Annotated in this window: 18 protein-coding genes; 13 read left to right on the forward strand and 5 right to left on the reverse strand. The window is 74.0% G+C overall.

Annotation, left to right across the window (positions count from 1 at the left end; all coding sequences use genetic code 11):
- Nucleotides 1-5: 5 nt before the first annotated feature.
- From OG509_RS40985 to OG509_RS41010, 6 genes are read left to right on the forward strand one after another with little or no spacing between them, the layout of a single operon-like run.
- The gene (locus tag OG509_RS40985; protein WP_331742144.1) at nt 6-578 is read left to right on the forward strand and encodes an aspartyl/asparaginyl beta-hydroxylase domain-containing protein; all 573 of its coding nucleotides are present in this window, start codon (nt 6-8) and stop codon (nt 576-578) included.
- 42 nt (nt 579-620) lie between these two features.
- Nucleotides 621-3,308 (forward strand): non-ribosomal peptide synthetase, encoded by a 2,688-nt coding sequence (locus OG509_RS40990; RefSeq protein WP_331742148.1) that lies wholly within the window; start codon nt 621-623, stop codon nt 3,306-3,308.
- Nucleotides 3,305-6,376: a beta-ketoacyl synthase N-terminal-like domain-containing protein gene (locus OG509_RS40995; protein WP_331742151.1), complete on the forward strand. Its 3,072-nt coding sequence runs from the start codon at nt 3,305-3,307 to the stop codon at nt 6,374-6,376. Before OG509_RS40990 ends, OG509_RS40995 begins: the two co-directional genes overlap by 4 nt.
- The gene (locus OG509_RS41000) at nt 6,373-7,137 is read left to right on the forward strand and encodes a thioesterase II family protein (RefSeq protein WP_406187897.1); all 765 of its coding nucleotides are present in this window, start codon (nt 6,373-6,375) and stop codon (nt 7,135-7,137) included. Before OG509_RS40995 ends, OG509_RS41000 begins: the two co-directional genes overlap by 4 nt.
- Complete coding sequence (locus OG509_RS41005) at nt 7,124-8,458, forward strand: MFS transporter (protein ID WP_331742157.1); 1,335 nt, start codon at nt 7,124-7,126, stop codon at nt 8,456-8,458. The genes OG509_RS41000 and OG509_RS41005 overlap by 14 nt, the downstream gene beginning before the upstream one ends.
- Nucleotides 8,451-9,758 (forward strand): ATP-grasp domain-containing protein, encoded by a 1,308-nt coding sequence (locus OG509_RS41010; RefSeq protein WP_331742160.1) that lies wholly within the window; start codon nt 8,451-8,453, stop codon nt 9,756-9,758. The genes OG509_RS41005 and OG509_RS41010 overlap by 8 nt, the downstream gene beginning before the upstream one ends.
- A 144-nt stretch (nt 9,759-9,902) precedes the next feature.
- Here OG509_RS41010 and OG509_RS41015 read toward each other — a convergent pair whose 3' ends face one another.
- From OG509_RS41015 to OG509_RS41025, 3 genes are all read right to left on the reverse strand, one after another.
- On the reverse strand, nt 9,903-10,157 hold the full coding sequence (locus OG509_RS41015; RefSeq protein WP_331742163.1) for an acyl-CoA carboxylase subunit epsilon: 255 nt from the start codon (nt 10,155-10,157) through the stop codon (nt 9,903-9,905).
- A complete protein-coding gene (locus tag OG509_RS41020; protein ID WP_331742166.1) occupies nt 10,154-11,818 on the reverse strand; it encodes an acyl-CoA carboxylase subunit beta in 1,665 nt (554 codons plus the stop codon). Before OG509_RS41020 ends, OG509_RS41015 begins: the two co-directional genes overlap by 4 nt.
- 134 nt (nt 11,819-11,952) lie before the next feature.
- Nucleotides 11,953-12,798 carry a 4'-phosphopantetheinyl transferase family protein gene (locus OG509_RS41025; protein ID WP_406187898.1) on the reverse strand — a complete coding sequence of 282 codons (846 nt, stop codon included), beginning with the start codon at nt 12,796-12,798 and terminating at the stop codon, nt 11,953-11,955.
- Between the two features lie 766 nt (nt 12,799-13,564).
- Between OG509_RS41025 and OG509_RS41030 the strand changes: the two genes are divergently transcribed.
- From OG509_RS41030 to OG509_RS41050, 5 genes are all read left to right on the forward strand, one after another.
- A complete protein-coding gene (locus OG509_RS41030; protein ID WP_331742756.1) occupies nt 13,565-16,732 on the forward strand; it encodes a BREX system ATP-binding domain-containing protein in 3,168 nt (1,055 codons plus the stop codon).
- A 74-nt stretch (nt 16,733-16,806) separates the two neighbouring features.
- Nucleotides 16,807-17,325: a MarR family transcriptional regulator gene (locus OG509_RS41035; RefSeq protein ID WP_331742172.1), complete on the forward strand. Its 519-nt coding sequence runs from the start codon at nt 16,807-16,809 to the stop codon at nt 17,323-17,325.
- A 259-nt stretch (nt 17,326-17,584) separates the two neighbouring features.
- Nucleotides 17,585-17,992 carry a hypothetical protein gene (locus OG509_RS41040; protein ID WP_331742175.1) on the forward strand — a complete coding sequence of 136 codons (408 nt, stop codon included), beginning with the start codon at nt 17,585-17,587 and terminating at the stop codon, nt 17,990-17,992.
- A gap of 71 nt (nt 17,993-18,063) precedes the next feature.
- The gene (locus OG509_RS41045) at nt 18,064-18,930 is read left to right on the forward strand and encodes an NmrA family NAD(P)-binding protein (RefSeq protein ID WP_331742178.1); all 867 of its coding nucleotides are present in this window, start codon (nt 18,064-18,066) and stop codon (nt 18,928-18,930) included.
- A gap of 156 nt (nt 18,931-19,086) precedes the next feature.
- The gene (locus OG509_RS41050) at nt 19,087-19,341 is read left to right on the forward strand and encodes a phosphopantetheine-binding protein (protein ID WP_331742181.1); all 255 of its coding nucleotides are present in this window, start codon (nt 19,087-19,089) and stop codon (nt 19,339-19,341) included.
- 10 nt (nt 19,342-19,351) lie between these two features.
- On the opposite strand, the gene OG509_RS41055 is transcribed toward OG509_RS41050, so the two are convergent.
- Complete coding sequence (locus tag OG509_RS41055) at nt 19,352-20,353, reverse strand: 2-oxoacid:ferredoxin oxidoreductase subunit beta (protein ID WP_331742758.1); 1,002 nt, start codon at nt 20,351-20,353, stop codon at nt 19,352-19,354.
- 40 nt (nt 20,354-20,393) lie between these two features.
- Nucleotides 20,394-22,283 (reverse strand): 2-oxoacid:acceptor oxidoreductase subunit alpha, encoded by a 1,890-nt coding sequence (locus tag OG509_RS41060; protein ID WP_331742760.1) that lies wholly within the window; start codon nt 22,281-22,283, stop codon nt 20,394-20,396.
- Between the two features lie 815 nt (nt 22,284-23,098).
- Between OG509_RS41060 and OG509_RS41065 the strand changes: the two genes are divergently transcribed.
- Together OG509_RS41065 and OG509_RS41070 are read left to right on the forward strand one after the other, a co-directional pair.
- Complete coding sequence (locus OG509_RS41065; protein WP_387289332.1) at nt 23,099-23,260, forward strand: hypothetical protein; 162 nt, start codon at nt 23,099-23,101, stop codon at nt 23,258-23,260.
- A 130-nt stretch (nt 23,261-23,390) separates the two neighbouring features.
- Nucleotides 23,391-26,030, forward strand: a complete 2,640-nt coding sequence (locus OG509_RS41070; RefSeq protein WP_331742187.1) for an AAA family ATPase — start codon at nt 23,391-23,393, stop codon at nt 26,028-26,030.
- The last annotated feature ends 166 nt before the right edge of the window (nt 26,031-26,196 follow it).

Raw genomic sequence — 26,196 nt, forward strand, 5'->3', positions numbered from 1 at the left:
TCACCATGGCCACCCCGACCCTCAGCGTCATCGACCCCGAGCTCGTCGAGATCGTCCCCGGGCTCACGCTCGACCACGACGAGCTCCAGAAGGCCTACCAGCAGTACCTCGACCTCCTCCCCGACGCCCCGTCCGGCAAGCCGGAGGACCGCCTGCGCCGCCTGGGTCTGACCCACCGCGCCGGCGCCGAGGACCCGTGGCGCGACGCGGGCAACGGCCAGTTCGACCAGCGGACCGGCCTCAAGAACTTCGAGGAGGGCGATTTCGCGTTCTTCAACGAGGAGCTGAAGGACACCTACTTCCACGAGCTCTACAAGAGTCTGCCGTTCCGCCCCGGCCGGATGCGCCTGGTCACCCTGCACCCGGGCGAGATCTACCACATGCACACCGACCACTCGCGCGTCGCGCACGTGGCGCTCACGACCAACGAGGACAGCCGCCTGCTGTTCCGCAGCGGCCACACCTACCACGTGCCGACCGACGGCCGGGTCCACATCCTCAACACCCTGCGCCACCACTCCGCGTACAACGCCGGTGGCACCGACCGCATCCACCTGACGATGACGCTGGCCGACTGACCCCCGCCGCCCCGCGCACCGACCGTCACCGAAGGAGTACCGATGTCAACGCCGTCCGCCGCCCGGGCCGGCCAGCCCCTGGCCCACCGCAGCACCGAGGAGTTCCGGCAGTGGGCCGACGAGGTCCGCGCCGCCACCACCGATCGCCCGCTGGGCGTCGGCGGGGCCCGTCCAGCCCCCGGCGGGCGATCCGCGCTGGTGCGGCTGCCCCTTGACGCCGCCCTGCGCGCGGCGGTCGGGCGCGCGGCCCGCGCACACCGGGTCACCCCGCTGACCGTGGGCCTCGCCGCCCTCGCCGTGACGCTCACCCGGCGGACCGGCACGGACCGGGCGGTGGCCGGGGCGCTGCGGGTGCCCGTCGTACTGGAGGTACGGGACGAGGCGGCCCCGGCCGAGCTCCTCGCGGCCACCGACCGGTCGCTGGAGCGGTCGATCTCCCTGTGGGCCGACGGGGCGGACGGCCCGGTCCCCGACCACCTGGTCGAGTTCCGGCACGGCGCCGCCCCGGCCGCGCTGTCGGGGGCGCTGGAGATCTCCGTCGCCCTGTGGGACACCGACCCGGCCAATGGCGCGGCCGAACTCGTCGCGCGGTACAGCGAGGAGCGGTACTCCGCTTCGGGCGTCCTGCGGCTGCTCGCCCAGCTGCGCACGGTCCTGCGCGGGCTGACCGGCGAACAGGCTCCGGCCGTCGGCACGCTGCCGCTGCTGGAGGAGGACGAGCAGCGGGAGCTGCTGGCGCTCGGGCAGGGCCGCGCACTGCCGGCCGAGGGCCGCGAGCCGGTGCACGAGCGGGTCTCCGCACTGGCCCGCACCGAGCCCGGCCGGACCGCGGTGGTCTGCGGCGACGACCGGGCCGACCGAGGCGAACTGGAGGCCTGGGCGGGCCGGATCGCCGCCCGGCTGGCCGCGGCCGGCGTCGCCCCGGGCGACCGGGTCGCCGTACTGGCCGACCGCTCCGTCGCCATGGTCGCGGCGGTGCTCGGCGCGCTGCGCGCGGGCGCCGCGTACGTCCCCGTCGATCCGGCCAACCCGGACGCGCGGATCGCGGCGGTGCTCGCCGATGCCGGGGTCGCCGCGGTCCTGGTCACCGGGGAGCTCGGGCAGCGGATCACGGAACCCGGTCTCACCGTCGTCGCCGCCGACGAGGATGCCCTGCGCGAGCCGGGCGAGGGCGTGGTGGCGGGCAAGCCTGCGGGCGAGGTGCTCCCGGTGGTGAAGACCCGCCCCGAGGACCCCGCGTACCTCATCTACACCTCGGGGAGCACCGGTACCCCCAAGGGCGTGGTGGTGGAGCACGCCCAGCTGGCCGCCTCCACCCTCGCCCGCCGCGAGGTCTACCCGGACCGGCCCGTCTTCCTGCTGCTCTCCCCGCTCGCCTTCGACTCCTCCGTCGCCGGTCTGTGGGGCACGCTGACCGCGGGCGGGCAGCTGGTGGTGGCGGGCCCCGACGAGTACCGCGACCCTGAGGCGCTGCTCGGGCTGATCGAGCGGCACGCGGTGACGCACCTGCTGTGCGTACCGTCCCTGTACGACGCGATCCTGACGGCGGCCGAGCGGCTGGGCCGGCTGCCCGCCGGTCTGACCACGGTGATCACGGCCGGCGAGGCGCTCTCGGAGGACCTGCTGCGCCGGCATGCCGGACTGCTCGGAGCCACCGCCCTCGTGAACGAGTACGGGCCCACCGAGGCGACCGTGTGGGCGAGTTACCGGCGCTTCGAGGCGGCCGGCCCGGTCGACATCGGCGGTCCCGTGCCCGGCGCCCTGCTGTACGTACTGGACCGGGCGGGCCGGCTGGTGCCGCCCGGCGTCACCGGTGAGCTGCACATCGGCGGAGCCGGTGTCTCCCGCGGCTACTTCGGGCAGCCGCAGGCCACCGCGAAGTCCTTCGTCCCGGACCCGTTCGCGGGCGGCGACGCCCGGATGTACCGGACGGGCGACCTGGTCCGCTGGTCCGGGACGGGCACCCTGGAGTTCCTCGGGCGCCGCGACAACCAGGTCAAGATCCGCGGGCACCGGGTCGAGCTGGGCGCGGTCGAGTCGGCGCTGCGGTCCTGCCCCGGCATCCGCGACGCGGTCGCCGTCGCGGACGCGGCCGGGACCCGGCTGACCGGGTTCGTGGTCACGAGCGATCCCGCGGCCCTGGACTCGGTACGGGAGCGGCTGGCCCGGGTGCTGCCCGCGGCGGCGGTGCCGGCCCGGCTGCGGGCGGTGGACGCCTTTCCGGTGACCGTCAACGGCAAGGCGGACCGGGCGGCGCTCGCCACGCTCCCGGAGCAGGAGGCACAGGCCGCGCAGGAGGCGGTCCTCGGGGGCGTACCCGGCGAGCACGCGGCGCCGGCTCCGGCCGCCGACGGCGTCAACGTTAACGGCGTTAATGGCGTTAACGCCGTTAACAGCGGCGGCGATACGGTCGCGCAGGTCTCGGCCGCGTGGGCGGAGGTTCTTGAGATCTCCTCTGTGCCCACCGGTGTCAACTTCTTCGACCTGGGCGGGCATTCGCTGCTCATCATGCGGCTCCAGGAGGCGCTGGGCCGCCATACCGGCGTACGGCCCTCCGTCGTCGAGCTGTTCCGCTGCTCCACGGTCGACGCCCAGGCCGAGCTCGTACGGGCCGGCGGCGGGGCGGACGCCGCCGCGGCCGCTCCGGCCGACGGCCGCGCCGAGCGGGCCCGCCGCGAGCGCGCCGCCCGCGCCCGCCAGCGCCGTGCCCTGCAGGGAGCCACCCGATGACCGCACCGACGGCACCTTCCGAGTTCCCCGGCGCCCCCGGGGACGACGACCGGGACCGGTCCCTGGACATCGCCGTCACCGGCATGGCCGGCCGCTTCCCCGGCGCCGGCGACATCGGCTCCTGGTGGCAGGCCCTGCTGCGCGGCGAGATCCTCACCTCGCGCCTGGACCGCGAACGGCTCCTGGCCGACGGCGAGCCGGCGAGCGTCCTGGACGACCCCGACTACGTTCCCGTACGGGGCCTGCTGGAGGACGCCGACCGGTTCGACCACGAGCTCTTCGGCATCAGCCCCCGCGAGGGCGAACTCATGGACCCCCAGCACCGGCTGATGCTGGAGGCCGCCTGGACGGCCCTGGAGGACGCGGGCTGCGATCCGCTGACGGAATCCCGGACCACCGGCGTGTACGCCAGCGCGAGCAGCAGCGCGTACCTGCGCGCCATGCTCACCTCCAACACGCTGGACGCGGCGGGCATCGAGGAGGCCCTGCGCGCCAACGAGCCGGACTACATGGCCACCCGGATCGCCTACCGGCTCGGGCTGACCGGCCCGGCGATGAGCGTGCTGACCGCGTGCTCCTCCTCGCTGGTCGCCGTGCACCTCGCCGTACAGGCCCTGCTGGCCGGCGAGTGCGAGCAGGCCGTGGTCGTCGCGGCCGCCGTCGACTTCCCGCAGGCCGGCCACGTGCACCTGCCCGGCGGCATCCTCTCCGCCTCCGGCGAGTGCCGGCCCTTCGACGCCTCGGCCGACGGCGCGCTGGCGGGCTCCGGGGTGGTGGCCGTGGTCCTCCGTCCGGCCGAGGAGGCCCTGGCCGACGGCGCCGACCCGTACGGACTGATCATCGGCAGCGCCGTCAACAACGACGGCTCCGCCAAGGCCGGTTACCAGGCCCCCTCCGCCGCCGGGCAGGAGGCCGTCATCCGGTCCGCCCTCGCGGCCGCGGACATCGGCGCCGACACCCTGGGCTACCTGGAGGCGCACGCCACCGGCACCCGGGTCGGCGACCCCATCGAGTGGTCGGCCGCCTCCTCCGTCCTGCGCGGCCTGGGCGCCGAGCCGGGCCGGATCGCCGTCGGGGCGGTGAAGGCCAACATCGGCCACCTCGACGCGGCCTCCGGGCTGGTCTCGCTGATCAAGACGCTGCTGGTGGTACGCGAGGGCCGGATCCCGCCGGTGGCCGGATTCAGCAGCCTCAACCCGCTGCTGGAGACCGACGGTTCGCCCCTGTACGTGCCCACCGGTCTGCTCGACTGGGCGGGCCCCGGCCCGCGCCGGGCCGGCGTCAGCTCCTTCGGCATCGGCGGGACCAACGCCCATGTCGTCGTCGAGCAGCCCCCCGTACGGCCCCGGACGCCGCAGCCCGCGGACGGCGGCCCGCAGGACCGGGTGCTGATGCTGTCGGCCGGCGGGCCCGAGGCCCTGGCGCGTACCGCACGGCTCCTCGCCGACCGGCTGCCCGCCCTGGACTCCACGGCCGTCGGCGACATCGCCCACACCCTGGCCGCCGGGCGGGCCCGGCTGCCCCACCGCACGGCCGTCGCCGGGCGTACCCACCGGGAACTCGCCGACCGCCTGCGCGCGGCCGCCGACTCCCCCTCGTACGCGGGCAGGCCGGCCCCCGTGGTGTTCCTGCTGCCCGGTCAGGGCAGCCAGCGCCCCGGCATGGCCCTGCCGTTCCAGGACGCGCTGCCCGGGTTCGGCGCCGCGCTGGAGGGGTGCCTGGCGCACTTCGAACCGGCCCTGGTGGCGCGGCTGCGCCCCGCGCTGTTCGATCCCGCGTTCCCCGCAGGGGAGCTGGCGCGGACCGAGCTGGCCCAGCCCGCCCTGTTCTGCGTGGAGTACGCGGCGGCCACCGCCCTGACCGGGCTCGGCCTCGCCCCGGTCGCCCTGGCCGGGCACAGCCTCGGCGAGCTGACCGCGGCCGCGCTGGCGGGCGTACTGCCGCTCGGCGACGCCGCGGCGCTGGTGGCGCTGCGCGGCCGGGCCATGCAGGCCTGTCCGCCCGGCGCGATGCTGTCCCTCGCCGTGGGCGAGGCGGAGGCACGGGAGCTGGCCCGGGAGTTCGCCGCGGCGGGCGGGCCCCTGCTGGAGCTCGCCGCCGTGAACACGGCCGACAGCTCGGTCCTGGCCGGGCCCGCCGACGCGGTGGACGCCTTCCGGGCCTGGCTCGGCGACCGGGAGCGCACCCGGCGGCTGCAGACCAGCCACGCCTTCCACACCTCGATGATCGATCCGGCCGTCCGGGAGCTCGGGAGGGCCGTGGCGGAGGTGGCCCTGGGGCGCCCGCGGCTGCCGTACCTGTCCAATGTCACCGGAACCCTGGTGGCGGCCGGCAGCGAGGTCGAGGCCGGGTCGTTCGCCGAACAGGCGCGCAGCACCGTACGGTTCGCGGCCGGACTGGCGGCGATCGCCGAGGCCCACCCGGACGCGGTGGCGATCGAGGTCGGCCCCGGCAGGGCGCTGAGCGGTATGGCGGAGGCCGCGGGGCTGACCGCGGTGGCCCTCGCGGCGGGGCGCACGGACCGGCCCGGCGAGGAGACGCTGGTGGCGCTGGCCGGCCTGTGGAGCGCCGGACTGCCGCTCGACGCGGTGGCACTGGCGGGGCCGGGACGCCCCGTACACCTTCCCGGCCACGCCTTCGCGGGGCCGCGGCTGGTGGCGCCCGCGGCCCGGACCGGGGCGGCGCACCCGGCCGCCCGGACGGTGTCCGGACCGGGCGGCGGGGTGGGGAGGACGGCCGCGGCCGCGCCGGCCGCGCCGGCCGCGTCGGCGACTCCCGCGACTCCCGCGACTCCCCCGGCTCCCCCGGCTCCCTCGGCTCCCACTCCCGCGACGCCCGGCGAGGCGGTGTCGGCCCGGTGGACCGAGCTGCTCGGCCGGCCCGAACTGTCGCCCGAGTCGGACTTCTTCGACCTCGGAGGGGACTCGCTGCTGGTGGTCCGCCTCGCCCGGCGGCTCGGCGACGACCTCGGGGTCCGCGTCCCGGTCCGCGCGCTGATCACCGGCCCGACGCTGGCCCAGCAGACGGCCCTCGTGGAATCGCTGATCACGGCAGGAGAGCGACGATGACGATGACGACGACGACCTGGCTGAAATGCCCCGCCGTGCGCCCGGAGGCGACCCATCGCCTCGTCTGCTTCCCGCACGCCGGCGGCTCGGCCTCCTTCTTCCACGACTGGGCCCGGCAGCTGCCCGGGTACGAGGTCCACGCGGTCTGTTACCCGGGCCGCGCGGCCCGGCTCGACGAGCCGCTCCACACCGACCTGCACCGGCTGGCCGACGACATCGCGGACGCCCTGCTGGCCCTGCGGGACGACCGGCCCGTGGCCTTCCTCGGCCACAGCATGGGCGCGGTCGTCGCCTACGAGACCGCACGAAGGCTCCAGGCGGCCGGCCGGCCGGTGGCCCACCTCTACGCCTCCGGCGCCCGGGCCCCGCACCTGGCGCACCCCGCCGACGACGGCCCCGACGGGGCCGGCACGGCGGACATGGACGACGAGGCCATCGCGGACGCCCTCGTGGCGCTGGGCGGCACCGACGCCGAGCTGCTGTCCGACCCGGACTTCCGCGAGCTGGTCCTGCCGTACGTGTGCGGGGACTTCAGGATGTTCGACGCCTACGAGCACCGGCCCGGGCCGCTGCTGACCTGCCCGGTCACCGCCGTCGCGGGCGACGCGGACCCCCAGGTGGGCGAGGCGCACGCGGCGGCCTGGGCGGCCGTGACCGAGGGGGCGTTCCGCCACCACACCGTGCCGGGCGACCACTTCTACCTGATCCCGCGGCCCCCGCTCGCGGTGCTCGCCCAGGGGTTGCCGCATGAAGTCCGCTGACCTGTTCCCGGCTTCCCGGGCCGGCCGGACCATCGCGTACGGCGCGGCCGTGGACGCCATCGCCGTCGGGATGTTCCTGGCGGCCGCCACCCTCTACTTCGTGGGCCTCGTCGGGATCCCGGCGGTGGCGGTGGGCGGCGCGCTCACCGCGGCCAACGTGCTGGGCCTGCTCGCCCCGGCGCCCTTCGGGGCGCTGGCCGGGCGGCTCGGGGCACTGCCCGTCTACGTGGGGCTGACCCTGGCGCGGGCGGCGGGCTTCACCGCGTACGCCTTCGTCGACGGGTACGCCGGCTACTTCGCCGTCACCTGCCTGATCACGGTGGCCACGCGCGCGGCGATGCCGCTGCTCCAGGTGGTGGTGGGCGAGCTGGAGTCGCCGGCCCAGCGGACCAGGACCATGGCTTCGCTGCGGGCCGTGAGCAACGTCGGGATGACCGTGGGCTTCCTCCTCGCGGCCGTCGTGCAGGCGGCGCACTCGCGGGCCGCGTTCACCGCGCTCTTCGCCTTCAACGGCGCGGCGTTCGTGGCGGTGGCGCTCCTGATCCGCACGGCGGGGGCGCGCCCGGCGGCGGGGTCGGCCTCGGGGTCGTCCGCCGTGACGGAGCCGGATGTGAAGCCGGTTCCGGGGCCGGTCCTTTCGGGCCCGGAACCCCACTGTCCGGACCCGCGCGCGGGAACCACCGCGGCGGGCTCGCCGTACCGGGACCGCCGGTTCCTGACGGCCACGCTCGCCAACTCCGTGCTGCTGCTGAACGACTCGATCCTGTTCATCCTCGTACCGCTCTGGATGACCGAGCGGGCCGGACTGCCCGAGGGGGCCAGTTCCGTGGTCCTCGCCGTCAACACGGTGCTGACGGTGGTCCTCCAGGTGTACGTGGCCCGGTTCGCCCAGGGCGCCTCGAAGGCCCTGCGGCTGCTGCGCTGGGCCTGCGCCCCGCTGGTGCTCTCCTGTGCCCTGTTCGCCGCGGCGGACGGCGGGGGCCTCGTCGTCGCGCTGGTGGCCGTACTGCTCGCCGTGGTCGCGCTCACCGTCGGCGAGAACCTGCACGCCGTGGCCGCCTGGGAGCTCTCGTACGAGATGGCCCCGGCCCGCTCGCGCCCGCAGTACTTGTCGGTGTTCAGCATGGGCATGAGCGCCCAGCTGATCGTCGGCCCGTTCCTGATGACGGCGTACGTGCTGCCGGCCGGCCCGGTCGGCTGGCTGGTCGTCGCCGTGCTCTTCCTCGCCGCCACGGCGGCCTTCTCCGTGGCCGCCCGGCCCTTCACCGCCGCCGCGCCCTCCCCGACTCCCACCCCCGAAAGGGTCGTGTCCCATGCCTGACCTCGCCCACGCCGAAGCCCAGGTCGGCACCCACGCCGAAGCCCAGGCCGGCGACCACTACCTGATGTTCGCGGTCGGCCCCCGCCTGGACTTCGCGGCACGGCTGCTGGAACTGGACCCGGACGCCGCCATCTCGGTCGTCTGCCGCCCCGAGCACCTGGCCCGGATCACCGATTCCGGCCACTACGTGCGCGTGCTCGCGGTGCGCCAGGACGCCCCGCTCGACGAGGTCGTCGCGCTGGCCCGCACCGTCCACGCGATCCGGCCGGTCACCCGGATCACCACGTTCTGGGAGCACGACCAGGACCGTGCGGCCGCGGTGGGCGCGGCCCTGGGCATCGCCACGCACAGCCCGGAAACGGTCCGCCTGGTGCAGGACAAGCACGCGATGCGGGAGCGGCTGCGCGAGACGGGCGTGGAGGACACGAAGGCGGCACGCGCGTACGGCGAAGCGGACCTGCTCGCGTTCGGCGAGGCGGCCGGGTACCCGTTCATCGTCAAGCCGACGGCGGGTACGGCCAGCTTCGGGGTCACCCTCGTGAACACCCCTCAGGAGGCGTCGGCGGCCTACCGTACGGCGACCGGCGACTTCCCCGGGATCGCCCGCCTGGGCGTGCTCGCGGAGCAGTACCACACGGGTCCGCAGTACAGCGTCGAGGCCTTCTCGGAGGCCGCCGAGCACGTGATCGTCGCGATCACCCGGAAGTACTCCGACCCGCGGGACATGGTCGAACTCGGCCATGTCCTGCCGGCCCCGCTGGACGCCGCCGCGCAGGAGGCGATCGGCGGGCACGTGATGCGCGTCCTGGACGCCCTCGGCGTCGAGTTCGGACCGACGCACACCGAGATCGTCCTCACCGGCGACGGCCCGCGGATCATCGAGACCCATCTGCGGGTGGGCGGCGACGAGATCTTCAACCTGGCCAAGGACGCCACCGGTGTGGACATGATCGAGTTCCAGGCCCGCCAGGCCGCCGGCCTCAAGGTCCTGCCGGACATCCGCGCCGTCCTGGAATCCGGGCGCGCCCCGCGCTGCGAGGCCATCTGGTACACCGCCCCGGAGGTCACGGGCACCTTCATGGGCCTGGCGGACGGGGACCCGGGTCTGACCGACCCGAACGTCACCGTCCTGCTGCCCGAGGGCTCGGAACTCACCGGCCTCGCCGGGTCCTTCACCCGCATCGCCCGCGCCCGCGGCGCGGCCCCGACGGCGGAGGAGGCACTGGCGGCCGCCCGCTCGACGGTGGAGGCCCTGTCCTTCGTCTTCCACGTCTCCCCGCCCCCGCGCCGACTGGTCTGACACGGCCCGCGCCCGGCCCACACCGCCCGCCCCCCGACCTGCCGTCAGGGGGCGGGCACGCCGCTGACCGCCCGGCCTGGGGGGGGTGGCCGGGCGGCGTGCGGGATCGTCCTTCGTGTGGGGGGCGGGCGGTTGGGTGAGGGCCTACGAGGCCCAGGCGCCCGGCGCTATGAAGGACGGTCGGGGGCGCAGGGGCAGCTTGTACACCTGGGCCTCCGTCTGTGAGGCCTGCGCCTCGTTCTGGAGCCGGATACGGGCGGTGAGGAGCACGGCCAGGGCCGCGACCTCCTCCGCGGTCGGGTTGCCCCTGGTGATGCGGATCGAGGCCGCGAGGGCGAGGGCGGACGTGTCGCCGGCGGCGTCCGGGGTGGGGCCCGGAGCCGGCGTGGGAGCGGTCACAGGGGGACGTTCCCGTGCTTGCGGCTCGGCTGCTGCGTGTGCTTCGTACGCAGCATGTCGAGCGTGGAGATGAGCCGCGCGCGCGTCTCGGCCGGGTCGATGACGTCGTCCACGAGGCCGCGTTCGGCCGCGTAGTACGGGTGCATCAGCTCGGTCTGGTACTCCTTGATCTTCTGCGCGCGCGTGGCGTCGGGATCGTCCGAGGCGTTGATCTCGCGCCGGAAGATGACGTTCGCCGCACCCTCCGCGCCCATCACCGCGATCTCGTTCGAGGGCCAGGCCAGGGCGACGTCCGCGCCGATGGACCGGGAGTCCATGACGATGTAGGCGCCGCCGTAGGCCTTGCGCAGGATCAGGCTGATCCGCGGGACGGTCGCGTTGCAGTACGCGTACAGCAGCTTCGCGCCGTGCCGGATGATCCCGTTGTGCTCCTGGTCGACGCCCGGCAGGAAGCCGGGTACGTCGATCAGCGTGACCAGCGGGATGCTGAACGAGTCGCAGAACTGGACGAAACGCGCCGCCTTCTCGGAGGCCTGGATGTCCAGGACGCCCGCGAGGTGGGCCGGCTGGTTGGCGACGATGCCGACGACGTGGCCGCCGAGGCGGGTCAGGGCGCAGACGACGTTCTGGGCCCACTGGGCGTGGACCTCGAAGTAATCCCCGTGGTCGGCGACCTCCTCGATGAGGTCGCGGATGTCGTAGCCCTGGGTGGGCTTGGCCGGGACCAGGTCCAGCAGGCTCTCGCAGCGCCGGTCCACCGGGTCCTCCAGGTCGCCGGCGGGGGCGAGTTCCCGGTTGTTGGAGGGCAGCAGGGAGAGGAGGTGGCGTACGTCCTCCAGGCAGCTCTGCTCGTCGTCGTACGCGAACGCCGCCACGCCCGAGGCGCCGGCGTGGCTGTCGGCCCCGCCGAGGTGCTCCATCGTGACGGCCTCGCCGGTGACGGCCTGGACGACGTCCGGGCCGGTGATGAACATCTGCGAGGTGCCGCGCACCATGAAGACGAAGTCCGTGAGGGCGGGCGAGTACGCGGCGCCGCCGGCGCACGGGCCCAGGATCACGGAGATCTGCGGGATGACGCCCGAGTTGCGGACGTTGCGCTGGAAGATGCCGCCGTAGCCGGCGAGCGCGGTGACGCCCTCCTGGATGCGGGCGCCCGCTCCGTCGCACAGGCCCACGATCGGGGCGCCGGCCGCCTCGGCCAGGTCCATCAGCTTGTGGATCTTCTCGGCGTGGGCCTCGCCCAGCGCGCCGCCGAAGATGCGGAAGTCGTGGGCGTACGCGAAGACGGTGCGGCCGTGGACCTTGCCCCAGCCGGTGACCACCCCGTCCGTGTGCGGCTTCTTGTCCTCCAGGCCGAAGCCGGTGGCGCGGTGCTTGCGGAGCTGCTCGACTTCGTTGAACGTTCCTTCGTCGAAGAGCAGTTCGATCCGCTCGCGGGCGGTCAGCTTGCCCTTCGAGTGCTGGGCCGCGGTGGCGCGTTCGCTCGGGCCGGCCTCGGCCAGCGCCCGTACGGCGTGCAGTTCCGCGGTGCGCTCGCGCAGGGAGGCGAAGCGGGTCTCCTCCCGGCGCGGGGAGATCGCAGCCGCGGGTCGGGAGTCCGCAGCGGGTCGGGAGTCCGGCGCGAGTACGGTCTCCAGTGGTCTTTCCTCGACGATGCTCATACGGGCCCTTTCGACACAGAGGCACCGGGTCCGGCCGGTGTCGCGTCGCCCAGCTTCACCGTGGGCGCTACAGCTTGGCTTGACTCCGGCCCGGGAGCGGGTCGAGCTCCCGGGCCGGGGCACGTGACGGGAGGTCAGACGGGGTCCAGCAGCCCGGAGACCATCGCGACGAACCCCTCGTCCAGCATGGTGGACACGGCGGTGTCGCGGGACGGATCGAGTCCGGCGTCGTGGCAGGCGACGCTGACGAGGTAGCGGCCGAGGACGGGGTAGGTACCGAAGGCCCATTCGCCGTGGGCGGCGGGAGTGCCGTCGGGGGCGAGCAGGCCGGTGTCACCCGTACCGCCCGCGGCGAAGCCGAACTCGGAGAAGCCCATCCGCAGGCCCTGGCCGAGGGCCTTCGTGTACGCCTCCTTCAGCGTCCACAGGCGCAGCATGCCGGCGGTCTGCTCCGCCTCGGGGAGGGCGGCGAGCGCGGCGCGCTCGGCCTCGGTGCACACCTGGTTCTGGAGCAGGGAGAACGCCAGCCTGCGGTCGGCGGGTTCGGTGTCGATGCCGATGCGGCCGTTGCGGCTGATGCCGACCGCGATGAGGTCGTCGGTGTGGGTGAGGCTCAGGTCGATCTGGTCCAGGCCGCGCAGGTACGGGCGCCCGCCCGGCTTGTACGAGAGGTCCAGCTTGGCGGGGTCGGTCCCGAGGGCGGCGGCGGCCGTGTACCGGACGGCGAGCCGGGAGGCGACGAAGCGGAAGCGGATGGTCGGGTCGGTGGTGTGGCGGTAGCGCTGCCAGTCCCGGCCGAGGAGGGGCCGCAGGGCGGGCTCCGCGAGGGCGGCGGTGAGCCATTCGCCCCAGGTTGTGTGGACGGAGGCGTTGCCCCGCCGCGCCATGCCCTCCCGTACGGCATCCCAGGGCCCGGCGGGGCCGGTGACGTGGACGGGCGCCGTGATGCGCTGCGCCGTGTCGCATCGGGGATCTTCCATCGGCATCGGCATCGGCATCGCCCTCTCGTGGCATGTGTTCCCGCTGGCGGCGGCGGTGACGTGGCGCTGTCACGCTCGGCGCGCCGGGTCGAGGAATCCTCGAAGTCCGCTTGAGAAGCACCACAGACAGCACCGCGGAACAATCGGTACCGCCTCCCCCCCCCGGCACCTCCCGCGGCGGGCGCCGGATCGGGGAGCCCCTCAGATAGGGGGTGTCTTACGGATCAGGCCGGGTCAGGCCGGATCAGGCCGGATCAGGGAGCGGCGTCCGGTGCCGTGCATCGCAAGGCGGGACGCCGCCCGATGACCGGCCGCTCCGGCTCCTCAGGGGCGGCCCGCGCGGAGAGCGGCTCACTCGGATGCCGACGGGCAGCGCCTACGGCGCGCCGGACATGGCAACGCGGAGCGGAGCCCGATCACCGGATGCACGTGCACACTCCGAACGCGCGTCCCATGCAAGGCCTGCGGCAGCTTCGACCCCAGGGGGGCGCCTCGCGGATCGGGCCTGTTCGGGAAGCGGGGCGTGCCGCTGGCGCCGCCGGGGCGGTGACTGGCTGCCGCAGGGCCGGCGGGTCAGGGTCCGTCTCCGGATCGGGCTGGATCGGCGTGCCGGGGGGCGAGGTGCGGGGTGCGGGACGCCGCGGCGTGGCCCGATCCGGAACGCGAGCCCCAACGCAAGCCCTTGGACCACCCCGGGCGGCCCGGGGTCTTTTTGCTCCGTCTGCGCTCGACCACCCCTGTAGGCGCGGCTTCGACCCTGACCGGGGTGAGGGGTGGAGTTTCGATGACGGGGGCACGTGTGACGCTGGTGGGCAGGGACGCGGTGATCGGAGCGCTGGACACGGCGCTCGCGGAGTGCGCCGAAGGGGGCGCGCGGATCGTTCTGGCCGAGGGCGCCACGGGCTGCGGCAAGAGCGCGCTGGCGGACGCAGCCGCCGAACGGGCGTGCCGGGCCGGGGCGTTGGTGCTGACTGCGGTCGCCTCCCCGGAGGAGCGCCACGTGGCCCTGGGTGTGCTGCGGCAACTGGCACACGGCGAGGAGGGCTTCGCCCTGCCCCTGCCCGTGCCCGCCGCCGACGGTTCGGGCGCGCCGCCCGCGCGGGTGGAGGCCATGCAGGCCTTCTGTGCGCGGCTGCGGGAGCTGAGCGCGCAGCGCCCCGTCGTGCTCGTCGTCGACGACATCCAGCACGCCGACGGCGCGTCCCTCCAGTACCTCCAGTACCTGGCCCGGCACGCCCGCACGGCCGCCGTACTGACCGTACTGACCGGCACTCCGCACGCCGAAGACCTCGACCCGGTCTTCACCACCGAGCTGATGCGCCAGCCGCACTTCGCCCGCCTCCGCCTGGACCGCCTCACCCCCACCGAGGTCGCCACAACCCTCGCCACCCTCCGCCCGACGGCCGGCCTCGCACGGCCCGGCGAACTCACGCCAACGGGCGGGCCCCTCCCGACCGGCGGGCTCCTGCCCGTTGGCGACCTGTACCGCATCAGCGGGGGCAACCCCCTGTTGCTCCGCGCCCTCGTCGAGGAGACCGGCGCCGGGCAGTCCCCCGCGCCCGAGCCGGGCGGCCCGTACGGCCAGGCCGTCGCGGCCTGCCTGCACCGGACCGGGCCCACCGCCCTCGCAGCGGCCCGTACCGCAGCAGTACTCGGGGAACAGGCCACCCCGGAACGGGTCGTACGCCTCCTGGGCGGATCGGCGGCGGGCACCCGGCGAGCCCTGGCCGCGCTGGATGCCTCGGGCCTCCTGGTGGCTTCGGCCCAGCCGGAAGCCCCGGGGCGGTATGCGGCCGCAGGGCAGTACGAGGCCTCTGGCCTACTGGCGGCTTCGGGTTCGCCGGACGCCTCGGGCCGACACGAAGGCCAGGGTTGGTATCAGGCCCCGAGCCGGTACGAGGCCGCAGGCCAGTACGCGGGCACCGGCCTGCTGGAAGCTTCGGGCCTGCCGGAGGCCTCGGTCCTGCCGGAAGCCTCGTGGTGGACCGAGGCTTCGGGGCTGCCCGAGGCGGCGGGCCGACCCGACGGCGCGGGCCGCCCGGACGGCGTCCGGTTCCGGCACCCCGCCGCGCGGGCCGCCGTACTGGAGGACACCACCCCCGGCATCCGCGCCGACCTGCACCGCCGGGCTGCCCGGCTGCTGCGCGAGGACGGCGCCCCCGCCACCACCGTCGCCGAGCACCTGCTGGCCGCCACCACCAACCACGCCTCCAGCGACCCCGCCGACGTAGAGGTGCTGCGCGAAGCCGCCGAGGAACTGCTCGCACAGGGCCACGCCCGCGCCGCCACCCGGCTCCTCGAACTCGCCCTCCAGGCCGGCGCCGACGCGCACACCTGCCACGGGATCCGGCTCCGCCTGGCCCAGGTCGCGGCCCGCTTCGACCCGGGTGCGGCCGAGCGCCAACTCACCGCGCTGCTGGCAGCCCACCGGGCCGAAGCCCCCGCCCACACCCCGAACGACCCGCACGCCACGCCGCTCGGACACCCCGGCCGCCCCGCGGACATCGGGGCTGCCGGGAGCACCCGGGACACCGGGCACGCCGACCGCCCGGGGCGCACCGACCCCGCCGAACCCACCGGCGTCGACCTGGTCAGGAACACCGAGCACGCCCGGCTGCTCGTCGGGCTGTTGTACTCGCAGGGGCGGGTCGGGGAGATCCCGGGTCTCCTACCCGGCGGAGGCGGAGGCAGCGGCAGCGGCAGCGGCAGCGGCAGCGGCAGCGGCAGCGGCAGCGGCAGCGGCAGCGGCAGCGGCTCGGCATTCGACAGTGACCTCGACACGCCCCGGGCCGTCAGCGAGCGGCTGTTGCAGGGGACCCGGCTCGCCGATGCCACCGCCACCCCACTCGCCCAGGCCGTCCGGTCGCTGACCGCCTCCGACCAGCCCGACCGCGCCGTCTCCTGGAGCCGCAGGCTGCTGGAGGAGGCGGAGCGGGCGCACGCGCCCGGCTGGGTCTCGCTCTTCGGCACCCTCCACGCCGAGGCCCTGCTGCGGCTCGGCGACCTCACCGGGGCCCACGCCCACGCCACCGCCGCCCTCCAGGCCCTCCCCGACCGCACCGGCAGTGCGTTCCACTGCGCCCCGACGGCCGTGCTGATACGAGCCGGCAGCGCCATGGGCCGGTTCACCGAGGCCTCCCGGCTCGCGGACCGGCAGCTGCCGCCGCGGCTGCCGGCCAGCCTGCACGGGCTCGCGTACCTGCGCGCCCGCGGCCTGCACCGCCTCGCCGTCAACCAGCCCCACGCCGCCCTCGCCGACTTCCTCGAAACCGGCCGCCTCATGGCGGCCTGGGGCATCGACCGCCCCGCCCACCTCCCCTGGCGCACCGACGCCGCCGAGGCCCTGCTGCTGCTCGGCGAGGCCCGGCAGGCCGAACAGCTCGTCCTCGACCAGCTCGCCCACCCCGACGCGCGGCGCCCCTGGGTACGCGGCCTCTCCCTGCGCCTGCGCGCCCACACCGGCGAACCCCGCCGGCGGACCGCCCTGCTGGGCCAGGCCGTCGAGGAGCTGCACCGCTCCGGCGACCGCGTCGAGACGGCCCGTGCGATGGCCGACCTCGGCCGTGCGCTCCAGTCCGAGGGCTCCTCCAAGGGCAACACCATGGTCCGCAACGCCTGGAACCTCGCCAAGGACAGCGAGGCCGTCGCCCTGTGCCGGGAGATCCTCCCGGACGCACCCCTCACCCCGCCCGTACGCGACCGGGCGCAGGCGGGCGGTCAAACGGCGTCCGGCGGCGCCAAGCTGAGCGGTTCGGAGCAGCGCGTGGCGACACTGGCGGCCCAGGGACTGACCAACCGGGAGATCTCCGCGAAGCTCTTCCTGACGGTGAGCACCGTCGAACAGCACCTCACCCGGGTCTACCGCAAGCTCCGGATCAGCTCGCGCGGCGATCTGCCGATGGACCTGGCACCCGTCAGCCGGACGGCGCTCTGAGCTGAGGCCCTGTTCTCTGTTCGCTGTTCTCCGGTCTCTTGACAGTCCAAGTGATTAGCCGCCATATTATCTGCATGACGAGGGACGGCATCGACGGCGAGGCACCCACGCTGGACCAGGCCAGGCGGCAGGTCGAGCACTACGGCCTGGAGGTCGACCCGCAGGCGGTGCTGGTCGCGGTGCGGCTGATCTCAGCGGGCGCGAGGGTCGGCCGGGCGGCCGAGGCGCACTTCGCCAGGTTCGGCCTGTCGACGGGGCGCTACCGCCTGCTCGCCGACCTCGAAGACCACGGCGGGGAGAAATCCCCCTCGCACCTCGCAGTCGACCTCGGTGTCTCCAGGGCCACGGTCACCGGCCTGCTGGACGGCCTTGAGCGCGAGGGCCTGATCGCCCGCCGTCCGTCCACGGAGGACGGCCGGGGCACGGTGGCCATTTTGACCGCGCGCGGCGCGCAGCGGCTGCGCGACATGGCGTCCGAGCATTTCGGGCGGCTTGAGGCGATGGTGAGCGGGCTTTCCGTCGAGGAGCGTGCGGTGTTCCTGGACCTGCTCGCCCGCGTCGTGCGCGGCAGCGCGGCCCTGGCCGCCGACTGACCCGCCTCTCAGCCGACTTGGCCCCGCCCTCCGGGTAGGGCCTCTTTTTACGAAGTGATAGTTAGCCACCTAATTACATTGGCGGAGTAGGCCTGACGCCCCACCCCGCCGCCGCAACCCTCGCTTCCCTCACACGAACGAGAAAGAGGCCAGCATGCCCGCAACGAAGGACAGAGCGAACAGAACGAACAGAACGAATCGAAACCCGGCAGCCCCCCGGCCGTCCCGGCCATCCCGGCCGTTCACCCTGTGGCGCGAGGTGCTGACCGCCTACGCCGCCCCCGCGCTGATGGCGGGTACCGCCGGAGTCATCACCGGGCAGCAGGACCTGGCCATGGCCGCCTGCACCTCCATCGCGGGCACCTCCGCCGTGGTGGCGTTCCTGGTCGGCAGCTGGCTGCGGCACGGCGGGCAGCCCCGACGGTGGACCACCACCACGCCGCGCGTCGCCCTGACCGCCGCACTCGTCATCACCGCCGCCGGCGCGGCGGCCCTGCTGGGATGGTTCACCGCCCAATGGCTACCCGCCCACAGCCCGATCCCCGCCACCCCGTGGCTGGAGCGCCTGCGCATCGACCTGCCCGTCTCCGCAGCGCTCGCCACCACCATCGTCACCCTGCGCTGGCGCAGCACCACCAGCACCACCACCACAGCATCCCGGGCATAGCCCACCCCGGCACCGGGTCCACCCACCCCGCGGTATCTGCCGCAGGGAAGTCACCAAGGAATGAGCACACCGTGATCGTCGTCATGGGAGCGACCGGAGCAACCGGGAACGCCCTGCTCCACAGCCTCCTCGCGCTCGGCGCACCCGTCCGCGCACTGACCCGCACCCCGCAGAGGCCGATCCCCGGCACGACCGGCGCACACCGACCGCCCGTCGAGGTTCAGTACGCCGACGCCACCGACCCCCACTCCCTGCGCACCGCCTTCAAGGGCGCCGACCAGCTCTTCCTCGCCATGGCCAACAGCCCCGCACAGGTCGAACTCGAAACCCGCGTCATCGACATCGCCGCCGATACCGGCATCGGGCACATCGTCAAGATCTCCGCACCCGCCGCCGAACCCGATTCCCCGGTCGCCATCTCCCGCGGACACCACGCCATCGAGGAACACTTGCGCACCGGCGGCCTCGCCCACACCATCCTGCGCCCTTACGCGTTCATGCAGAACCTCCTGCGCCTGGCCCCCACCGTCGCCCAGGGCGTCATCCTCGGCACGACGGGCGACGCGCCCTGCAACTACATCGACTGCCGCGACATCGGCGACGTCGCCGCAGCCGCCCTCACCAGATCCGACATAGCCGGAGGCACCTACACCCTGACCGGACCCGAAGCCGTCGCCTACCCCGAACTCGCCTCACGGCTGACCGACCTGACCGGGAATCGGATCCGCTACGTCAACCTCACCCCGGACGAACTGCGCGACAACCTGACCCACAGCGCCCACATGCCCACCTGGCTCGCCGACCACGTGACGGAGATCCAGCAACTCGCCATGACCCGACCCGAGACCCCCACCACCACCGTCAACGACATCCTCGGCCGCCCGCCCCGCACCCTCGACACCTTCCTGCACGAACACCGCGCCCACTTCCGCCGATAAGGACCCCGGCAGGGCGCCGCCCGGCCGGACGGGGCCTTCGCGGTGCCATGCCCCGCTCGCTGTCCGCCGGAGTTTTAGGGGGAGACAGGGGTACCTCGGGGCGGCCGGGCCCTCGTAGCGTCACTTGCCCACCACGCGAGAGACGGGGAGTCCACCATGGCCGCCTGGGACCGGCGATTCGAGGAACTGCTGCGCGAGTACCTGCCGTTCCTCTCGGAGGGCGAGCCGCTCGCCCCCGACACCAGCCTGCGGGACGCGGGCCTGGACTCCCTCGGGACGGTCGAGCTGCTGGGGTCGCTGGAGAGTGCGTACGGCGTCCGGTTCGTCGACGACGCGCTCAGCCCCGAGACCTTCGCCACGCCGGAAGTGCTGTGGGCCGCGCTGGGCAGGTTGTCCCAGGCGGCCCACTGACACACGTCGCTCAGGCGACTACCGTCCACGTGTCGCTGCCGGCCATGACGCCGGCGAGGTCGCCCTTGCCCTTGCTGTCGACGGCCGCCTGGAGCTGCTGCGCCATCAGCGTGTCGTAGACGGGGCGTTCGACGTCGCGGAAGACTCCCATGGGGGTCCGGTGGAGGGTGTCCGCGTCGGCGAGGCGCGAGAGCGCGAAGGCCGTGGTCGGGGACTTGGCGTGGGCGTCGTGGACGAGGATCGCCGATTCGTTCTCCGGCGTGACGTCCACGACGTCCAGGTCCCCGGTGGCCTGGTTGCGTACGACGCCCTTGTTCCCGTCGGCGCCGAAGCGGATCGGCTGCCCGTGCTCCAGCCGGATCACGGCCTCCTGGGCGGTGTGCTTGTCCTTCAGCACCTCGAAGGCGCCGTCGTTGAAGATGCTGCAGTTCTGGTAGATCTCCACGAGCGCCGTGCCCTGGTGGTCGGCCGCCGCGCGCAGTACCTCGGTGAGGTGTTTGCGGTCGGAGTCGACGGTCCGGGCGACGAAGGTGGCCTCCGCGCCCAGCGCCAGCGAGACCGGGTTGAAGGGCGCGTCGAGCGAGCCCATCGGGGTGGATTTGGTGATCTTGCCGACCTCGCTGGTGGGCGAGTACTGGCCCTTGGTCAGTCCGTAGATCCGGTTGTTGAAGAGCAGGATCTTGAGGTTGACGTTGCGGCGCAGGGCGTGGATCAGGTGGTTCCCGCCGATGGACAGCGCGTCGCCGTCTCCGGTGACCACCCACACCGACAGGTCGCGGCGCGAGGTGGCCAGACCCGTGGCGATGGCCGGGGCGCGGCCGTGGATCGAGTGCATCCCGTACGTGTTCATGTAGTACGGGAAACGCGAGGAGCAGCCGATCCCCGAGATGAAGACGATGTTCTCCTTCGCCAGCCCGAGCTCGGGCATGAAGCCCTGCACGGCAGCGAGCACCGAGTAGTCACCGCAGCCGGGGCACCAGCGGATCTCCTGGTCGGAGCGGAAGTCCTTCATCGACTGCTTGGCCTCGGCCTTCGGCACGAGGTTGAGGAGCTCACTGGCCACGGTTCGCCTCCTGAATGGCGTCGGCCAGCTGTCCGGCCTTGAACGGCATGCCGTTGATCTGGGTGAAGGAGATGACGTCGACGAGGAAGTCGGCGCGCAGGAGCCGGGCGAGCTGGCCCATGTTCATCTCGGGGACGACCACGCGCTCGTATCGCCTGAGGACCTCGCCGAGGTTCTTCGGGAAGGGGTTGAGGTGGCGCAGGTGGGCCTGTGCGATGGCCTCTCCGACCGTGCGGAGCTCGCGGACGGCGGCGGTGATGGGGCCGTACGTGGAGCCCCAGCCGAGGACCAGGGTGCGGGCGCCGTCCGGGTCGTCGACCTCCAGGTCGGGGACCCGGATCCCGTCGATCTTGGCCTGGCGGGTGCGGACCATGAAGTCGTGGTTGGCGGGGTCGTACGAGATGTTGCCGGTGCCGTCCTGCTTCTCGATGCCGCCGATGCGGTGTTCGAGTCCGGGCGTGCCCGGTACCGCCCACGGGCGGGCCAGCGTCTGCGGGTCGCGCTTGAACGGCCAGAACACCTCGGTGCCGTCCGCCAGTACGTGGTTCGTGGTCGTCTGGAACCGGACGCGCAGGTCCGGAAGTTCCTCCACGTCCGGGATCCGCCAGGGCTCCGACCCGTTCGCGAGGTACCCGTCGGACAACAGGAAGACCGGGGTCCGGTACGTCAACGCGATCCGCGCCGCTTCGAGGGCGGCGTCGAAGCAGTCCGCCGGGGTCCTGGGCGCCACCACCGGCACCGGGGCCTCGCCGTTGCGCCCGTACATCGCCTGGAGCAGGTCCGCCTGCTCCGTCTTCGTCGGCAGACCCGTCGACGGGCCACCGCGCTGGATGTCGAGGATCAGCAGCGGCAGCTCCAGGGATACCGCCAGTCCGATCGTCTCCGACTTCAGGGCCACACCGGGGCCCGAGGTCGTCGTCACGCCGAGTGCGCCGCCGAAGGCCGCGCCGAGCGCCGCGCCGATGCCCGCGATCTCGTCCTCGGCCTGGAAGGTCCGTACGCCGAAGTTCTTGTGCTTGCTCAGCTCGTGCAGGATGTCCGACGCCGGGGTGATCGGGTACGCACCGAGGTACAGCGGCAGGTCCGCCTGCCGGCTCGCCGCGATCAGCCCGTACGACAGGGCCAGGTTCCCGGAGATGTTCCGGTACGTGCCCGCCGGGAAGGCCCGGGTCGCCGGGGCCACCTCGTACGAGACCGCGAAGTCCTCGGTCGTCTCGCCGAAGTTCCAGCCCGCCCGGAAGGCCGCCACGTTCGCCTCGGCGATGTTCGGCTTCTTCGCGAACTTCTGCCGCAGGAACGCCTCCGTACCCTCCGTCGGGCGGTGGTACATCCAGCTCAGCAGCCCCAGCGCGAACATGTTCTTGCTGCGGCCCGCCTCCATGCGGGAGAGCCCGAAGTCCTTCAGCGCCTCGATCGTCAGGGACGTCAGCGGCACCGGGTGCAGCTGGTAGGCGTCGAGGGAGCCGTCCTCCAGCGGGGACGTCGCGTAGCCGATGCGGGCCATGCTGCGCTCGGTGAACTCGTCGGTGTTGACGATGATCTCGGCGCCGCGCGGGACGTCCGCGATGTTCGCCTTCAGCGCGGCCGGATTCATCGCGACCAGTACGTTCGGGGCGTCGCCCGGCGTCAGGATGTCGTGATCGGCGAAATGCAGCTGGAACGACGACACACCCGGCAGGGTGCCGGCGGGGGCGCGGATCTCGGCCGGAAAGTTCGGCAGCGTGGAGAGGTCGTTCCCGAAGGAAGCCGTCTCCGAGGTGAACCGGTCACCCGTGAGCTGCATGCCGTCCCCCGAGTCACCCGCGAAACGGATGATCACCCGGTCCAGGCGGCGCACTTCCTTGGGCCCTTGGCCTTCCTTGGGTCCTTGGCCTTCCATGGGCCCTTCCTTGGACCCCGTCCCGCTCTGGCTGGGGACGGCGTCGGTGATGACGGGCGTGGGCGGATTCACCTGGTACCTCCGAGGATGAGCAGGGCAGGGGTCAGCCTCGCGAACCGCGATCGCGTCAGACTCGACCGCCCGTTGAGCCGCCGCACCGGCTCTCGCTCCTCGGCGCGGACGGGCTCGCCGCCCGGTCCAGGGTCGCTTGAGGACGGCTGGATTACGGGTGGAGAAACGGTCGGGGCGGGACGGGGGGCGGGGCCCAATTCCGGGCACCCGGTTTTTCGACTCCCCTTTCGACCGGCAGCCCGCACACAATTCGGCCAAGCGCCCGCGATCCGGTTTGGGCCGGCGATTTCGGGTGATGCGCAGCTGACCGCCCGGGCGGATGCCGCATGCGTACGGCCTTTTCTGCCGGAATAGGGACGGTATTTCGCCGGATCCGCCGGTCCCGCGCCGGTTCGCTCCCCCTATCTCCGCCCGGGCGCCTTCACCCCTCCGTAGGGGGTCGGCGGAAGCCACCACCCCAGAGTGCGGCGGCTGCCATGGATCCGGAGGGCGTTCGCCCATAGCTTGAGGTGTCCTCGATCGGCTGGTGCCGACATTTCTCGCAGTTCTCGGATCCGGCAGTGGAGGTGGCCGTGCGCGTCCGACCGACGCCTGGTGTGGTCGCCGCCTCCGTGGACGAGGACGGCTGTCTGGAGCTCCACGCCGCGTACGCGACGGGTTCCGGTGCTGGTCCCGGTCCCGGTGCCTGCGCCGGTCCCGCCGCCGGTTCGGGGCGATTCCGGTGCGGCCCGGTGGGGACCGCCATGTGGATTGTGCTGCGCCGCCACGACGGCGATGCGGGAATCGCCGCCGACATGCTCGCCGAATTGTGGAACACCGCACCGGAAAACGCGCGGGCCGATCTCGACATATGGGTCGAGGAAATGCGCGACGCCGGTCTGCTCTGCGTACAGCCGGCGCCCTGACGCGCCCCCGCCCGCCGTCCTGGCCGGTTTCCGTCCCGACCTCCGCTTCTCCTCGACCTGCTCTGTAGCGCGCGGGCTCCATCCTGTCCTGGGTCAGGGGTGGGTGGACCGACGGATCGCGGGGGCGGCTATGACATTGACGGGCAGGGAAGCCGGAATCGACCTCCTGGAGACGGCACTCGCGGACTGCGTCGCGGGGCAGTCCCGGATCGTCCTGATCGAAGCCGGCACGGGATGCGGCAAGAGCGCGCTCGTCGATCTCGTCGCCGAGCGGGCCGCGGCGTCCGGCGCGCTGGTCCTGTACGCGGTCGGCGCGCCGGAGGAGCAGCAGGTGCCGCTCGGCGTGCTGCGCCAGCTCGTCAACAGCGAGCAGGTCTTCGCCCTGCCGAGGCCGTCCGAGGGCCCCGGGGCGCCCTCGCGCGTCGAGGCGATGCAGGCGTTCTGCGCGGAGCTGCGCGAACTGAGCCTGGACTGCCCGGTCGTGCTCTGCGTCGACGACGTCCAGTACGCCGACCGCGAGTCGTTGCAGTACGTGCAGTACCTGGCCCGGCACGCGCGCACCGCCCCGGTCCTCGTCGTGGTCGCCGGCGCGGTGCACGCCCCGGCGCAGGACCCGGCGTTCACCACCGAGCTGATGCGTCAGCCGCACTTCCGGCGGATGCGGCTGGAGCGGCTGACCGCGGCCGAGGTGGCCCTCGTACGGGGCCGGCAGGAGCCATCGGCGCACGCCGCGGAGACCGCTGAGCTGCACCGGATCAGCGGCGGCAATCCACTGCTGCTGCGCGCGCTCGTCGAGGAGGCGGCCGGCCGGGAGGCGCCCGAGTCGGCCGCCACCGGCCCCTGCGCCCCGTTGTTCCCCGCCCCCTCGTTCCCCTGCCCCGAGCCCGGCGGGCCGTTCGCCCAGGCCGTCGCGACGTGCCTGCGCCGCAGCGGCCCGGACGGGCTGGCGCTGGCCCGTGCGGCGGCGCTGCTCGGCGAGCAGGCGACCGCCGCCCGGGTCACCCGGCTGACCGGCCTCGACACGGCGGCGGCCCGGCGCGGGCTGGCCGCGCTGGAGGCCTCGGGCCTGCTGGAGGGCCTGCGCTTCCGCCACCCCGCGGCGCGCGCCGCGGCCCTGGAGGAGTGCGATCCGCAGACCCTGACCGCGCTGCACCGCGAGGCCGCCCGAGTGCTGGGCGAGGACCGCGGGCCGGTACTCGCCGTGGCCGAGCACCTGCTGGCCGCCTGCGCCGAGGGCCGGCCCCTGGACTGCGGTCCGGCAGAGGTCGCCGTACTGCGGGACGCGGCCGAGGAACTCCTCGTACGGGGCGACGCGCGCGAGGCGGCGCGGCTGCTGGAGCTCGCCGCGCGGGCGCGGGGCGACGAACACGTGGAGCGCGGGATCCGGGTACGGCTCGCGCAGATCACGGCCCGCTTCGATCCCGCCGCCGCGGAGCGGCAGTTGGGCGAGCTGCTGGAGGCGGCGCGGGCCGGTCTGCTGGACGCCGAGCAGGTGCAGCCGCTGGCCGGGCTGCTGCTCGCGCAGGGGCAGTTCGCCGAGGCCGCCGCCCTGCTGCCGGCTGCCCTCGGCGAGCCGGCCGCCTCCGCGCTGGACACGCTGGTCGACGCCACGGCCGCGGTGGGCGAGCGGCTGCTGCAGTCGGCCCGGCTGACGGATGCCACGGTGGCTCCGCTCGCCCAGGCCGTACGGTCGCTGATCTGCTCGGAGCATCCCGAGCGGGCCGTGCCGTGGAGCCGGAACCTGCTGGAGGAGGCCCGGCGCTGCCAGGCGCCGGGCTGGAGCGCGGTGTTCGCCGCGCTGCACGCCGAGGCGCTGCTGCGGATGGGCGATCTGCGGGGTGCGCACGCGCACGCGACGGCGGCGCTGGAGGCGCTGCCGGAGCGCGGCGGGAGCTTCCCGTGCTCGCCGGCGGCGGTGCTGATCAGGGCGTGCACGGCGATGGGCCGGTTCACGGAGGCCTCCCGGCTCGCCGACCGGCAGGTGCCGAAGGGGCTGCTCACCGGTCTGCACGGGCTGGCGTTCCTGCGGGCCCGCGGCCTGTACCGGCTGGCGGTCAACCAGCCGCACGCGGCGCTCGCCGACTTCCTGGAAGTCGGGCGGCTGATGGAGGCCGGCCGGGTGGACCGACCGGCGTTCCTGCCGTGGCGCACCGATGCGGCGGAGGCGCTGCTGAGGCTGGGCGAGGGGACGCGGGCCGAGCAGCTCGCGCTCCAGCAGCTGACCCTGCCGGATGCGCAGCGGCCGTACGTACGGGGCGTCTCGCTCCGCATCAAGGCGCTGACCGGCGACCCCAAGCGGCGTACGGCCGTCCTGGGGCAGGCGGTCGAGGCACTGCACCGCTCCGGGGACCGGGTGGAGGCGGCGCGGGCGATGGCGGAGCTGGGGCGGGCGCTGCAGGCGGACGGTTCGCCTGCGAAGGGCAGCGCGATGATCCGCTCGGCGTGGAACCTGGCGAAGGAGGCGGAGGCCACGGCCCTGTGCCGGGAGATCCTCCCCGACGCCCCCCTGACCACCCCGGCGGCGCGCGACCGCGCCCCGTCGGAGGCGACGCCGGCGGCCGGCACCACGGCAAAGCTGAGCAGCTCGGAACAGCGGGTCGCCACGCTGGCGGCCCAGGGCCTCACGAACCGGGAGATCTCGGCGAAGCTCTACCTGACGGTCAGCACGGTCGAACAGCACCTGACCCGCGTCTACCGCAAACTCCAGATCACCTCCCGAGGCGACCTCCCCACAGGCCTCTCCCCCCTCCCCCACCCCACCCCAGCCTGACCCCCACCCCCGGCAGCGCCGCCCCGCTGCCGGGACTTCGAGGTGTCCCCGGCCACTGCGGAGCGCCTGAAGAACAACGCCGTACCGGCCAACACCCACGCAGTTGCAGCAGCCAACGCAGGAACTTCGCCGGGTGGTTAGAGGCGATGGCTGGGTGGCACGGCCG

The organism is Streptomyces sp. NBC_01006, assembly GCF_045162725.1.
GTDB lineage: Bacteria > Actinomycetota > Actinomycetes > Streptomycetales > Streptomycetaceae > Streptomyces.

What these genes read in the sequence shown, in the direction of transcription:
- OG509_RS40985 (WP_331742144.1), top strand. Translation starts at nt 6, where the DNA reads ATGGCCACCCCGACCCTCAGCGTCATCGACCCCGAGCTCGTCGAGATC.
- OG509_RS40990 (WP_331742148.1), top strand. Translation starts at nt 621, where the DNA reads ATGTCAACGCCGTCCGCCGCCCGGGCCGGCCAGCCCCTGGCCCACCGC.
- OG509_RS40995 (WP_331742151.1), top strand. Translation starts at nt 3,305, where the DNA reads ATGACCGCACCGACGGCACCTTCCGAGTTCCCCGGCGCCCCCGGGGAC.
- OG509_RS41000 (WP_406187897.1), top strand. Translation starts at nt 6,373, where the DNA reads ATGACGATGACGACGACGACCTGGCTGAAATGCCCCGCCGTGCGCCCG.
- OG509_RS41005 (WP_331742157.1), top strand. Translation starts at nt 7,124, where the DNA reads ATGAAGTCCGCTGACCTGTTCCCGGCTTCCCGGGCCGGCCGGACCATC.
- OG509_RS41010 (WP_331742160.1), top strand. Translation starts at nt 8,451, where the DNA reads ATGCCTGACCTCGCCCACGCCGAAGCCCAGGTCGGCACCCACGCCGAA.
- OG509_RS41020 (WP_331742166.1), bottom strand. Translation starts at nt 11,818, where the DNA reads ATGAGCATCGTCGAGGAAAGACCACTGGAGACCGTACTCGCGCCGGAC.
- OG509_RS41025 (WP_406187898.1), bottom strand. Translation starts at nt 12,798, where the DNA reads ATGGAAGATCCCCGATGCGACACGGCGCAGCGCATCACGGCGCCCGTC.
- OG509_RS41035 (WP_331742172.1), top strand. Translation starts at nt 16,807, where the DNA reads ATGACGAGGGACGGCATCGACGGCGAGGCACCCACGCTGGACCAGGCC.
- OG509_RS41050 (WP_331742181.1), top strand. Translation starts at nt 19,087, where the DNA reads ATGGCCGCCTGGGACCGGCGATTCGAGGAACTGCTGCGCGAGTACCTG.
- OG509_RS41055 (WP_331742758.1), bottom strand. Translation starts at nt 20,353, where the DNA reads ATGAAGGACTTCCGCTCCGACCAGGAGATCCGCTGGTGCCCCGGCTGC.
- OG509_RS41060 (WP_331742760.1), bottom strand. Translation starts at nt 22,283, where the DNA reads ATGGAAGGCCAAGGACCCAAGGAAGGCCAAGGGCCCAAGGAAGTGCGC.
- OG509_RS41065 (WP_387289332.1), top strand. Translation starts at nt 23,099, where the DNA reads ATGTGGATTGTGCTGCGCCGCCACGACGGCGATGCGGGAATCGCCGCC.
- OG509_RS41070 (WP_331742187.1), top strand. Translation starts at nt 23,391, where the DNA reads ATGACATTGACGGGCAGGGAAGCCGGAATCGACCTCCTGGAGACGGCA.